A 12,598-nucleotide genomic window follows, 5' to 3' on the forward strand; every position below is an offset into this window, starting at 1 on the left:
TATTCTATTTCATCGCTTGTTTACGAAAGTCGGTGGGAGAGATGCCCGTATACTTTTTGAAGATTCTGCAGAAATAGGAGAGTTCGTTAAATCCGGTGGAATAGCACACATCCGTTACGGATAATTCCGGCTGCTTCAGCATCATCATGGCCTGCAGAATCCGCAGGTCGGTGAGATAACGGTTGAATGTTTTGCCTGTCCATTCTTTGAAGAGGATGCAGAACGTGGACCTTGATAAATTCGATAGGCTGCATAGATCATTCAAATTCATATCTTCCTGGTAGTGGTTATGGATGTGATCAACGACTCTTGTCATGATTTCCCGGTATTTCTCCGATTTCTCGAATCCTTCACGCAGCAGCTCGCCGTTAACCTGCCGTGCCAGAATCGAGAGAAGCACAAGCAGCTTGGCTTTGAGCGAGATTTGAAAAAAAGGGGTGCGTCTCTCGTATTCGATCAGCATATCCTTCAGGACATTTCGGACCGTTACGTCGGTCACGCTGTCCAGCGTGATTTGGGATTGGGCGTTCATTTCCTTGCGCAGAAAGTATTCCAGAAAGGCCACATCGAAAAAGGCATGGTCTGTCGGCTGTTCCTGAAATCTCTCGTTCACGAAGGAGGGCATGAATTCGCATCCGTAAATTTCGATGTCCTCATCGGGTGAAATGCTTACGCTGTGCAGGGTAAACGGAGGAATAACAAAAATATCGCCTTTGCGTATCTCGTATACCTGTTGTTGGACGGTGTGCAGGAAAGCGCCTTTTGCCACATACCATATCTGAAAATAATCATGGCAATGCGTCCATAGGCTCTGCTGATAGGTCAATTTATACATTTTGCATGGAAGACCTTCCAACATCTCCATCTTTGAGTTAAAATAAACGACACCTGATCCCGTTAGTTCTTCAATATCGACCTGACTCCAATAAATACTCAAATTTTTTCCCTCCCCTATGATTTTTCTTAGTTTAAGAAAACGCTTTCATTTTAGGTGGCAGCCATTTTCTTAAACATGATTATCCCTAAAACATCCGGATCGTGTACAGAATTCCTCTTCCTCCCTAAGAAATATAGGTTACATTATCAGCCTATTTCATAGGGGAACGTGGGGTTGTTTATGAAAATCGTATATTTGGACGGCTTGAGAGGGCTTGCCGCCTTGATCGTGGTGGTATCTCATTTTTTTCAAGTGTTTGCACCGTCGGTTTTTGAGGGGAGGGAGGAGATCGAGCATTTCGCTTTTGAGGGGATTGCCGCGCGAACGCCGTTCAATCTGCTGTTTAACGGCAACTTCTCCGTCTGCCTGTTTTTTGTGCTCAGCGGATACGTGCTCAGCTATCGTTTTTTTGGAACAGGGGACAGGTTCATCGTTTATTCTTCCGCCATCCGCCGCTATTTTCGTCTGGCCGTGCCGGCTTTGGCATCCGTTTTCCTTGCATATCTGATCCTCGTATGGGATCTCGGGGCTTATGACAATATACGCGGGATGACGTTATCTTCGATGCCCGATCCGTTTGCCGCGGACGCCAATCTGCTGGTTATGCTGAAGGAAAGCTTGTTCCATACCTTTTTTACTTATGGCTCGCAGTACAATCCCGTGCTATGGACGATGACGTACGAGCTGTTTGGTTCGTTCATGATCTTCGTTTTTCTGATTGTTTGCGGCCGCCATCGGATTCGTTATGCCGTGTATGCAATCCTCATCTGTTTATTCATCGATTCCTACTATTTGGGATTCGTCCTGGGAATGCTGTTAAGCGATGTAAAGAACAGCGGAAGGGAGCGGCCGGCATTTATCCATCGGTCCTGGATCCAGCTCCTGCTGCTCTGCGCCGGTATTTACCTAGGCTCCTATCCTTATGTCGCACCGCAAGGAACGGTATATTCGATCCTCCAGTGGAGAACTGCCGATTTTGATTTCTTTGTGTTTTATCATGTAATCGGATCATTCCTGGTCCTGACGGCGCTGCTGCATTCAAGCCGAATGCAGTCGATATTCAGCCATCGTTTTTTTGCTTATTTGGGTAAAATCTCGTTCTCGCTGTACCTCGTTCACTTTACGGTGATTTGCTCGTTCGGAAGCTATGTCTTTCTGCAACTCAGCCCGTTTCTGGGTTATGGTCCCCGCGTGCTGCTTACCACGATTCTCACGTTTGCGGTTATCGCCGCGGTGGCCCATTGGTTTTACCGGCTCGTGGATGCCCGGATTCTGCTCGGGTTATCCAGGTGGAACAAAGCGTTATTCGCGTCTGGGAAGCTGAGAGGACGCAAGGGCCAAATACAGACGGAACAGACCATAAAGGCCGACTAGATACAGATTCGGTAACCTCCATCTTCTGAGCGAACAATGAAACGCAAAAAAACCTTCTCTTCGGGGATACCGGCCGGGCATACGCCCGGTCCATGCCGAGAAAGAGAAGGTTTTCTTTTTGTTTTTTCTTCAGGATCCGCTCGCATGGGTTTGCAACACATGCTGCCTGCGGTATGCGCCCGGCGTCATGCCGACGGCCTTCTTGAAGGTTCGGTTGAAGGAGGTGATGTTGAGATAGCCGACGCGCTGGCTGATCTCATTGACGGTCAGGTCGGTGCACGCCAGCAGCTCCTTCGCTTTGTTCATGCGGATGCCGAGGAGGTGATCGCTGAAGTTGAGACCGGTCTTCTCCTTGATATAAACGGAGAGGTAGGCGCTCGACAGGTTCAGTTTGGCTGACAGATAGTCCAGGGACAGATCATCGGCATACTGGTTATGGACAATGTTCATGAACATGGCGATAAGCGGCTCTTCCCCGGTATCCTTTTTCTTGCGGATGAGGGCACAGGAGGCTTCGACGAGCTGACGGAATACCCCACGGTAATCAGATAAACAATGGCATTCCGCCAATCTTGCGCTCCACTGCTTCAAGGATTGGAAGGAGGTTTTGTCAATCTGGGCCATCTCCATATAACTTAGAATTTTGGAAGCCACGGAATCGGCGAAGAAACGGAATTGCGCGATGCCGGCCTCCTTGCGCTGCATGGCTTCAAGCGCTTGGTCGATGATCTGCAGGGAGCGGCCATGGCTGCCGGATTGCAGCGCATCGAGCAGTCCTTTTTCCTGCGGCGGACTCAGGTTGACGGTGGTAGGGAGTACCCGCTGCATGGTTACGATCTGTGATTCCTCGAGCAGCGGAGCCTGGGCAGTCAATCCTTTGACCTGATGGTAGGCTTGATTGAATTCGGACGAATCGCTTACCTGGGAGCTGACCGCAATCGTGACCAGGAACAATTCCTTCTCCTCGTTCAGCATATCCTTGATCTCCAGCAGCAATTCCTCCAGGCGGGCCGCTTCCTCCCGTTTGAAGATGGAGACGATCTCGTTCTTCTCGATCTGGAACGTATGGGAGCCCGGATAGCGTTCGGCCGTGATCAGATGAATATGCTCCAGCATATGGCGGACGGCCTGATCGGTTTGGAGGGGAAGCTCATAGACCGGATTCATCCGGAACCGGATATGGTACAGAACCACGATGAAGCTTCCGTCATCCGACAGGAAATCCTCCCATTCGCTGATATCGGTATTGATGCTCTTCAACTGACTGATATAAGAGTAACTGGTCAGGACGGACTTGTGTTTGTTCATGCGGTCCCGAATCTCTTCCTTCTCCCGGAACAGCTCCTGAATGCGGTTCTGGATCAGGTCGTATTCCGTGACGCTGCCGGTTTCCGGCATCGCCGAGCTGCTGGCTCTGTTCAGCACGGTCGTCAGGATCTGCTTCACCGGCTTATGCAGCCGCCGGCTGAGGAAATAGGATGCAGCCAGCGCTACCCCGAGCGATAGGCAGAAAATAAGCAGCAAACCGCCGGTTAACCGGCTCAGCTGGGAAGAGACATGGCTATAAGGTACGGCCGAGACATAGGTCAATCCGTCGGATCCGGCTTCCGCAAAATAGTAGGTTCCATCCTTTAGCACGGCTTTTTGACCGGCCTCGAACGGCGGCAGCTGATCCTGGTCCATGGAGCCCAGCGTGTACAGCACTTGGCCTTCGGCATTCAGAATGGCAAGCGCGCGATCGTTCGACTCGCCGAAGAAGGACTGGGCGGCCTTATCGATATCGATGAGGGCAATGACCTCATATGGACTGTCCGGCTGCTTGTAAACAAAAGGCATCAGCGTTTTCTCGGACAAATCGTTGTTGATTCGATAGGTTGACGCAGGGAGGAGCTTGAAGGATTCCGGATCGCCCGTATAACCGTTCCAGAACGAATAAGGGTACATCGGACTCGTATAGGAACGATTGAACATATAGGCAGCATCGCCGCTCCCGGATTTGCTGAGCACAAAATCAAACTCGCGAAGATAAATCAGGGTGTCCTCCAGAAAGAACAGCGGGTTATAGATATCGCTCCGCATCTGCATCATCACATCTCGTGCCTTCAAGTAATTGACTTCGTTTCCGGCATGGTGGCGAAGCTGATTATTGAAGCCAATTAATTCGGACTGGTTATATATATCGAACATTAATACCTGCAGCCTGCTGAATTGGTTGTTGAACCGTTCTGCCGTATCGTGAACCGACCGTTGGCTGTTATCGATGATTTCTTTTTGCAGGCTGGTCTTGAAGAGCTGGAAGATAACCGCATAGAACAATCCGAATAACACGATGATGGCCAGAAAGCTCAGAAAAATTTTAAAGAATACACTGTGGCTTTTATGCCGGATCCAATTCACAGTCTTCCCCCCTTTGTATTTTTCTGACGTTCCAGGTTTCATAACATTATATAGGACAAGTATTAAGGAATGTGCCCGAATCGTGTTAATCTTTCGTAAAAATGGGATAGTCAATATTTTAGATTTTAAGCATTGCTTTAGGAAAACGCGGCTTCCGCCCTTCCATCCAATGAAAGGCAAGACATCATTAAAATGGTCAATACCCCTCATGCTTTCGGGTCGTTTATGATGCAGACGTGGACCTTGGAACACAAAGGAGACGCATAGACGAAAGAGAGGGGATTGCCGATTTTGCAACGTCAGCTAAGCAACGTGGAAGCGCATTCAAAAATTCAAAGGAAAAGTGTCTGGCGAAGAACCATGATGCAGATGCGCAGAAACTGGCAGCTTTACGCTTTATTTGCACCGGTTCTGTTGTACTTCATTGTATTTCATTATGTACCCATGTATGGCGTCCAGATTGCATTCAAGGATTTTATGGCCAACAAAGGGATCATGGATAGCCCATGGGTGGGCTTCAAGCATTTTGAACGCTTTTTTGACAGCTTTTATTTCTGGCGCATTATTAAAAATACGATGGGTATCGGGTTATATGAGCTGGCGGTCGGATTTCCGATTCCGATCATTCTGGCCCTAATGATTAATGAAGCCAGATCGGGCCGGTTCCGCCGATTCGTACAAACGGTAACTTATGCACCTCATTTCTTGTCCACGGTCGTTGTTGTCGGAATGATCATGATGTTCCTGTCGCCGGTAAGCGGCCTCGTCAATTTGATTATCACCTCCTTCGGCGGAGAGCCGATTGCATTCATGACGGAGCCCTCCTGGTTCAAGAGCATTTATGTGTGGTCCGGCGTGTGGCAGGGCATGGGCTGGAGCTCCATCATCTATTTGGCGGCACTCGCCGGGATTGACCCGCAGCTGCATGAGGCGGCCAAGGTGGATGGTGCAGGCTGGCTTCGGCGAATCTGGCATATCAATCTGCCAGGGATCGCGCCCACGATGACGATTCTGCTCATTCTGAACATCGGTTCCGTTCTTGGCGTCGGCTTCGAGAAGATCTTCCTGATGCAAAATTCGCTTAATATGGAAGCGTCCGACGTCATCGCCACGAACGTATACCGGAGCGGTATACTGGGTGCCCAGTACAGCTTCTCGGCTGCGGTCGGCCTGTTTAACTCCATCGTCAACTTTATCATGCTGATTACCGTAAACCGGATTGCCCGAAAAGTCAGCGAGAACAGCCTATGGTAAGGAGGAATGATGGCATATGCCGCAAAGCCGCAGTGAACGAATAGCCGGAGTATTTATTTACATTATACTATCATTTATTACGCTCCTTGTGCTCTATCCTTTATTTTTTGTTCTGATTGCTTCCATCAGCGCCCCGGAAACGGTGATGCGGGGGGAAGTATGGTTATGGCCGAAGGAATTGTCGTTTGTCGGTTACGAACGATTATTTGCCAATTCGGATCTCATGCGGGGATTCATGAACACGCTGCTGTATACGACGACGGGAACGGCCTTGAATGTATTAATGACGATCGCGGCTGCTTATCCGTTATCCAGAGCCGATTTTAACGGACGCGGCATTTTTACGGCGATTATCGTATTCACCATGTTCTTCAGCGGGGGAATGATCCCGAATTACTTGCTGGTGAAGGAACTGGGGATGCTGGATACGATTTGGGCCATTATTATCCCTTCGGCGGTATCCGTATGGAACATCATTATTATGCGGACCTTCTTCCAGAGCTCCATTCCGAAGGAGATGCAGGAGGCGGCGTTTATCGATGGAGCTTCCAACATGCGGGTGCTATGGCGCATCGTCCTGCCGTTATCCGGTCCGATTCTGGCCGTGATGGTGCTGTTCTATGCCGTGGGCCACTGGAATTCGTATTTCAGCGCGCTGATCTACTTGTCAGACCGTACGAATTATCCGATGCAGCTGTTCCTGCGCGAAATTCTGGTTCAGGGGCAAATGCAGGAGATGGTGGATATCAGCGACGATTCACTGGCACGCAGCCTGATGGATGCGGAAGCGATCAAATATGCGGCGGTCATCGTGACGAATCTGCCGATGCTGCTGCTGTATCCGTTCCTGCAAAAGTATTTTGTGAAGGGTGTTATGATTGGTGCAATTAAAGGTTGATTACGGACAATCGATGAGGGGGAAATGAAATTTATGGTGATGAAAAAATGGACTTCGCTTACTTTGGCTGCCATTCTGGCCGCCGGATTGCTGGCTGGTTGTGGAAGCAAGAGCGGGGAAGGCGCAGCCGATAAGGGCGAAACGCCGCAGGCTAATTTTAACGAGACCGGAATGCCGATTGTGAACGAGCCTCTCGACCTTACGTTTTTCACAGGGAAGTCGCCAACGAACGGAAGCAAATTCGAGGAAACCCTTGTATGGAAAACCTACCAAGAAATGTCGAATGTAAATGTGACCTGGAACCTCATTCCATTCGATACGCTGACCGAGAAGCGGAACCTGGCGCTTGCAGGCGGGGATTATCCGGACGTATTCTATTCCGCAAGGGTCAGCTCCGCCGAATTGACCCGCTATGGAGAGCAAGGAGTATTTATACCGCTGAACGATCTGATCGATCAATATGCTCCGAATTTCAAAAAGCTGATGGAGCAGTACCCGGATATTCGGAAAGGATTGACGATGCCGGACGGCAACATCTATTCCCTGCCTTCTTTCTATGATCCTGAACTGCTCTCCATGTTGATCGGCACCCCGATATGGATTAATCAGGAATGGCTCGATCAGCTCGGGATGAAAGAACCGCAAACGACCGAAGAATTCTATGCCTATTTGAAGGCGGTCAAGGAAACCGATCTGAACGGTAACGGACAGCATGACGAGATTCCATTCTCTTCCACAGGCATTACCGGGATCATCGATCATTTGAAAGGCTCTTGGGGACTTGGCACGAGCGGACTTGGCCATAAATTGGTGGATGTCGATCCGGACACTGGGAAATTGCGCTTTACCAAGGCCTTGCCGGAGTACAAGGAAATGCTTCAATTCGTCAACAAGCTGCACCAGGAAGGGCTGCTCGATAAAGAGATCTTCACGATTGAAGGCGGCGCGTTGAATGCGAAAGGGCAGGAGGGCCTGCTCGGTGCCACGATCGTGCCGAATCCGGAGATGGTCATGGGACGCAAAGAATACATCGGGCTCGGGGCGCTTAAGGGACCGCACGGTGACCAGCTCTATTCCCACGTCAAAGTGCCGATGGTTCACGTGGGTGCATTTGCGATTACCGATAAGAACCCGAATCCGGAAGCAACGATCCGCTGGATGGATTATTTCTACGGGGACGAGGGAGCGCAATTCTATTTTATGGGTAAAGAAGGCGAGACTTACACGAAGAATGCGGACGGTCAGCTGGAATATGTAAAAGAGATTACGGAGAATCCTAACGGATTAACGCAGGATCAGGCATTGGCCAAGAATTTCACTTGGCTCGGGGGCAGCTATCCGGGCTTTGTGCGGGAGAAATGGTTCAAAGCTTCGGAGACGCGTCCTAACGCAATGGCCGCTGCCGAAAAAGCAGAGCCGTATGCGGTGAAGGAGATCCTGTACAACTTTAACTTTACATTAGAGGAAACGGACGTCATGACCTCGATCGGTAAAGATATCGAGGATTACGTGAAGGAAATGGAAGCCAAATTCGTGAACGGCTCGGCCTCGTTCAGCCAATGGGAAGAGTATGTGAACACGCTGAACAAGATGGGATTGGACCGCTACATGGAAGTTTATCAGGCCGCATATGAGCGCTATCAAGCGGAGTAAACGAAAAATATGTAAATCCAGGGCGCGATTCGGGGAGTTTCCCGAATCGCGTTTAATTATTCAATTAGTGAAATATGCCAAAAGGGGTGATAAGGTATTAGCAAGCGTATAACAAACTGGGAAAGCGGCCCGCTCAAGGAAACATCCTTGGTAGCGGACCGCTTTTGTCATGGTTGAAGTCGATGAGAATCAGAGTTCTTCCACATGGATGGTACAGAACAGCAGGGCGGTCCTCCCGGGCCCCAGCACCTGCATGCCGGTGATTTCCGGATCCATCCCCAGGTTGAAGGCATTGGTAGCGCAAGTATAAGGCTCGGGACATAGATAACCGCTCGCCCCATCGCCATTGTGCAGCACCCAATGCTTGAAGGCGTCATCCGCGCGGTATGTAACCTGGAGGCCAGCCGCCGGATCGGTTAATACGGCTTCGTTACGGTCTTCCGGCATGGCAAGGAACAGATCATCGAGCGGAAACTGGCTGACGGAAATGCCGTCCCGCAAGCTTCTGCTGCGAAAGTCATGCGCGAGCTCCCCGGTCGGCAGCACCCGGTCGTTAAGAACCCATCGTTTCCCGACAGGCGCCCGCAGCGTGCAGCGCTCTTGACCTTCCGCATTTCCGAAAGGAAAGCGGAAGGTGGTATGATACCCCAGTCCCCATGGAAAAGAGTGTTTGCTTTTGTTGCGGATTTCCGCCGTCTGCCTGAACGAAGCGCCGTCAATGCTCATGCGCAGAAGGATCGTGAACTCATGCGGAAATTGCGACATGACCGTTGGACGGCCTCTTGAGGAGAACACGGTTTCGATCACGGCCCGATTCCCCTTGGTCCAGCAGCGTCCGACTTCCCATGCTTCGTCATGAACAAGTCCGTGCGCATGATTGTGATGCTGCGGCTCATTGATGCGGAATTGATAGGGGCGGCCTTCAAAGGTAAAGCTGCCGTTCTCGATCCGGTTGGGCGGAAATAAGACAGGCATGCCGTATAAGAAGGGTGTCCGCTCATATTCCGTCATGGAAGGCGGCGTGCGCAGCAATTCGGTGTCCGATGGTTTCCAGCGCAGCGAGATGACTCTGCTCCCCCATCCCGGAACCACCGTCATGGATAAGCGATCATTTTCGGCCCTCACTGCAGGCATGTCAAGAAAAGTGCATGATTCAACCGCTGGGCATGCCTCCATGTCACACCTGCTCAACCTGTCCGCTTAAGACGGAGCGATGGATGGCATGTACCAGCTTGGTATTCAGCAGGCCGGCAGCTGCGCCCGATTCGGGCATCGTATCCAGGCGGATATGATCGACAAAGGAATGGAGCATATAATGGGGCGCCGCGGTATATTGGCCGTTGATGGGCGTGCCGAGCGTATGGACATGACTGTAGACGCTGCCGCCCTTACGGACCATTTGATCGGATAAGTCGACATACAATGCCCCGTCCTCGCCGATGATCTCGACTTTGAAGTCATAGATCAGCGGCATCGATTCGGGCAGCACCCAGCTGGTCGTGAATGTTGCATGCGTGCCATCGTCGAAGGATACGATCGTTTGCATGGAATCGTAGGTGTCGATCCCCATCCCGGCCAATTTCTTCTTCGTCCCTACCGCGTAGACGCTGACCGGCAGAACCCCGCTCTTCAGCCATAAGGCAATATCCGTCGCATGCGGGAATAGGAACCAGCCCGGCGTGGATTCCCCGGCCCATTTCAGCATTTTGGTAGGCACGTAGATGGTGTCATTCAAGCGGGTGTTGATGGTCAGAATATGGCCAATGTCCCCATTCCGGACGGCTTCCTTAACCGCAACGAAAGGAGAATTCCAGCGATTCTCGAATGCGACGAGGCATTTGATGCCCGCTTTCTCTACCGCGGCGTACATTTCCTCGGCCTCCTCTACGGAGGTGGAGAAGGGTTTTTCGACCATGATATGGATGCCTTGCTTAGCCGCGAGCATAACGGGCTTTTTATGCAGGAAATCCGGCGTGGCAATCACGATGGCATCCAAAGCCTCGCTTTCGAGCATATCCTCAACTTGCAAATAGCCGGGAACCCCGTATTTCTCTATGCTCGCGTTCAGGGTAGTTTCATAAGCGTCGCTGACCGCGGCCAGCGACGCATAAGGATTTTGGCTGAGGGTATCGGCGAACATGCTGCCGCGAATCCCCATGCCTACGATTCCGAATTTGATCATTGTAACCCCTCCTTGAATGGTTAGCTTTATTTAACGGCTCCGGCGGTCATTCCGCTGACCAGATGCTTTTGCAGCAGCCAGAACGCAATCACGATCGGAAGCGTGGTTATGACGGAGCCCGCCATGAGGTAATCCCAGTTGACGACATACTGTCCCTGAAAGCTGGCGATGCCGACCGACAGCGTCCATTTGTCGTAATCGCTGATGAACGTCTGGGCAAACATAAACTCGTTCCAGCTGGTTAAGAAAGAGAAGATGCCGGTTACCACGAGTCCGGGAAGCGTGAGCGGGAGCAAAATCCGGATAAAGGTTGTGAAGCGGTTGGCACCGTCAACGCTCGCAGCTTCATCGATGGACTGGGATACGCTGTCGAAGTAGCCCTTCAGCATCCAGGTACAGAACGGTACCGCAAAAGTGGTATAGGCAATGACGAGACCCAGATGGGAGTTCAGCAGATCGTAATCCTTCATGATCAGGTACAGCGGAATAATGAGCAGCGAGCCGGGGAGCATCTGCGTCAACAAGATGATATATCCGAGCGACATCCGTCCCCGGAAACCGAACCGGGACATCGCATAGCCGCCAAATGCGGAGATGATAAGAGAGAATACCGTCGTTAGCAGCGAGACAAACGCCGTATTGCCGAACCATTTCATAAAGTTGGCGCTGTCGTCCGCATGGGGATTCAGCATGCCCTTGTACCCCTCCCAATGAAGCTCTTTAGGAAGATACGTCAGCGGCGTACTGTAGATTTCGGCCTGAGGCTTCAACGAAGTCAGGATCATCCATAGGAAAGGGGATACGGCAAACAACGAAATGAGAACGGCGCATGCATATACGATGATTTTGCTGATCCCTTTGCTCATGACATCTCACCTGCCTTCGTTGCTTTCATGTACATCACGGTGAATACGATGGAGATGGCCAGCAGGATCATCCCCGCAGCGGAAGCCAAACCGAAGTCAAACGATTTGAACCCTGCCCTGTAGATAAAAATGGTCAGTATTTCGGTTACCCGGCTCGGTCCGCCCCCGGTGAGGACGTAGACGATGCCGAAATCCTTGATGGTCCAGATGATCAGCAGCAGGAAGACGATGACGGATACGGGCTTTAACATCGGGAAGGTAATGCTGAGAAACTGGCGCCATTTCGAGGCACCGTCGATTTCCGCCGCTTCGTACAAGCTTTTGGATATGCTCTGCAGACCGGCGAGCAGCATGATGGCGGCGAACGGGAAGCCCTTCCATACATTGACGAACATGGCTGCCCAGAGCGCGGTGTCGGCTTCGCCGAGGAAAGCGACCGGATTGGAAAACAGGTTGAGCTTCAGCAGGAGATCGTTGATCACGCCGAATTGGTAATCATACATCAGAATAAATACGAGACAAGCAACGACTTCAGGGACGGCCCATGGGATGATCACCAGCGCTCTTACGAGCCCTCGGCCCTTAAAGGGAATGTTCAGCAGGACGGCCGTACCGATTCCCAGCAGGAAACGCAGAACCACCGTCACGATAATGTATAGAAAGGTAATGCCCAACGATTTCAGGAAATGCCCCGACTGGATGGCGGCTGCATAGTTGTCCAAGCCTACGAAGGGATTGCCTTCGGCAATCGGCTTCGCAACCTTCCAGTACTGCACGCTCATGAGCGCCGATTTCAAAATCGGATAGAGGAGTACAAGAGCAACGGTAATGGCCAGCGGTGCAATAAATAAATAGGCGGCTGTATTTTTTTTGAAATGCCGTTTTTCCTCCAGCCATAATCGCTTGGCCTTCGAAGCTCTCTTCAACGGCAAGGGAGTTTGCCTGCTTGTCACATCCGTTCGCGTTGGATTCATTCCCCCACCTCCTTATGATGTAAGTGCTACCCGGCAGTGGAGCCGGGCAGCTTCAATCGTTTG

Annotated in this window: 10 protein-coding genes; 4 read left to right on the forward strand and 6 right to left on the reverse strand. The window is 51.1% G+C overall.

Features of this window, described 5'->3' with window-relative positions; translation table 11 throughout:
• Positions 1-4: 4 nt before the first annotated feature.
• Positions 5-937: an AraC family transcriptional regulator gene (locus MHI43_RS06415; RefSeq protein WP_012819403.1), complete on the reverse strand. Its 933-nt coding sequence runs from the start codon at positions 935-937 to the stop codon at positions 5-7.
• Positions 938-1,117: 180 nt separating this feature from the next.
• On the opposite strand from MHI43_RS06415, the gene MHI43_RS06420 reads away from it, so the two are divergent.
• The gene (locus tag MHI43_RS06420; RefSeq protein ID WP_036662614.1) at positions 1,118-2,311 is read left to right on the forward strand and encodes an acyltransferase; all 1,194 of its coding nucleotides are present in this window, start codon (positions 1,118-1,120) and stop codon (positions 2,309-2,311) included.
• Between the two features lie 129 nt (positions 2,312-2,440).
• Here the strand turns inward: MHI43_RS06420 and MHI43_RS06425 are convergent, their stop codons facing one another.
• Positions 2,441-4,708: an AraC family transcriptional regulator gene (locus MHI43_RS06425; RefSeq protein ID WP_036662361.1), complete on the reverse strand. Its 2,268-nt coding sequence runs from the start codon at positions 4,706-4,708 to the stop codon at positions 2,441-2,443.
• A gap of 363 nt (positions 4,709-5,071) precedes the next feature.
• On the opposite strand from MHI43_RS06425, the gene MHI43_RS06430 reads away from it, so the two are divergent.
• From MHI43_RS06430 to MHI43_RS06440, 3 genes are read left to right on the forward strand one after another with little or no spacing between them, the layout of a single operon-like run.
• Positions 5,072-5,962, forward strand: a complete 891-nt coding sequence (locus MHI43_RS06430) for an ABC transporter permease subunit (protein WP_254778116.1) — start codon at positions 5,072-5,074, stop codon at positions 5,960-5,962.
• Positions 5,963-5,978: 16 nt separating this feature from the next.
• Positions 5,979-6,860: a carbohydrate ABC transporter permease gene (locus MHI43_RS06435; RefSeq protein WP_036662364.1), complete on the forward strand. Its 882-nt coding sequence runs from the start codon at positions 5,979-5,981 to the stop codon at positions 6,858-6,860.
• 33 nt (positions 6,861-6,893) lie between these two features.
• A complete protein-coding gene (locus MHI43_RS06440) occupies positions 6,894-8,513 on the forward strand; it encodes an extracellular solute-binding protein (protein ID WP_036662366.1) in 1,620 nt (539 codons plus the stop codon).
• 189 nt (positions 8,514-8,702) lie between these two features.
• Here MHI43_RS06440 and MHI43_RS06445 read toward each other — a convergent pair whose 3' ends face one another.
• Genes MHI43_RS06445 through MHI43_RS06460 form a run of 4 tightly spaced genes read right to left on the reverse strand, consistent with a single transcriptional unit; the run spans position 8,703 to position 12,535 of the window.
• On the reverse strand, positions 8,703-9,647 hold the full coding sequence (locus MHI43_RS06445; protein WP_268745072.1) for an aldose 1-epimerase: 945 nt from the start codon (positions 9,645-9,647) through the stop codon (positions 8,703-8,705).
• 43 nt (positions 9,648-9,690) lie between these two features.
• Positions 9,691-10,695, reverse strand: coding sequence for a Gfo/Idh/MocA family oxidoreductase (locus MHI43_RS06450; protein ID WP_036662374.1), 1,005 nt, complete (start codon positions 10,693-10,695; stop codon positions 9,691-9,693).
• Between the two features lie 26 nt (positions 10,696-10,721).
• Positions 10,722-11,561: a carbohydrate ABC transporter permease gene (locus MHI43_RS06455; protein WP_081746290.1), complete on the reverse strand. Its 840-nt coding sequence runs from the start codon at positions 11,559-11,561 to the stop codon at positions 10,722-10,724.
• The gene (locus MHI43_RS06460) at positions 11,558-12,535 is read right to left on the reverse strand and encodes a sugar ABC transporter permease (protein ID WP_012819410.1); all 978 of its coding nucleotides are present in this window, start codon (positions 12,533-12,535) and stop codon (positions 11,558-11,560) included. The genes MHI43_RS06455 and MHI43_RS06460 overlap by 4 nt, the downstream gene beginning before the upstream one ends.
• Between the last annotated feature and the right edge of the window lie 63 nt (positions 12,536-12,598).

This window comes from Paenibacillus sp. FSL H8-0457 (assembly GCF_038051935.1).
Taxonomy (GTDB): domain Bacteria; phylum Bacillota; class Bacilli; order Paenibacillales; family Paenibacillaceae; genus Paenibacillus_AQ; species Paenibacillus_AQ lautus_A.

What these genes read in the sequence shown, in the direction of transcription:
- MHI43_RS06420 (WP_036662614.1), top strand. Translation starts at nt 1,118, where the DNA reads ATGAAAATCGTATATTTGGACGGCTTGAGAGGGCTTGCCGCCTTGATC.
- MHI43_RS06430 (WP_254778116.1), top strand. Translation starts at nt 5,072, where the DNA reads ATGCAGATGCGCAGAAACTGGCAGCTTTACGCTTTATTTGCACCGGTT.
- MHI43_RS06435 (WP_036662364.1), top strand. Translation starts at nt 5,979, where the DNA reads ATGCCGCAAAGCCGCAGTGAACGAATAGCCGGAGTATTTATTTACATT.
- MHI43_RS06440 (WP_036662366.1), top strand. Translation starts at nt 6,894, where the DNA reads ATGGTGATGAAAAAATGGACTTCGCTTACTTTGGCTGCCATTCTGGCC.
- MHI43_RS06445 (WP_268745072.1), bottom strand. Translation starts at nt 9,647, where the DNA reads ATGCCTGCAGTGAGGGCCGAAAATGATCGCTTATCCATGACGGTGGTT.
- MHI43_RS06450 (WP_036662374.1), bottom strand. Translation starts at nt 10,695, where the DNA reads ATGATCAAATTCGGAATCGTAGGCATGGGGATTCGCGGCAGCATGTTC.
- MHI43_RS06455 (WP_081746290.1), bottom strand. Translation starts at nt 11,561, where the DNA reads ATGAGCAAAGGGATCAGCAAAATCATCGTATATGCATGCGCCGTTCTC.
- MHI43_RS06460 (WP_012819410.1), bottom strand. Translation starts at nt 12,535, where the DNA reads ATGAATCCAACGCGAACGGATGTGACAAGCAGGCAAACTCCCTTGCCG.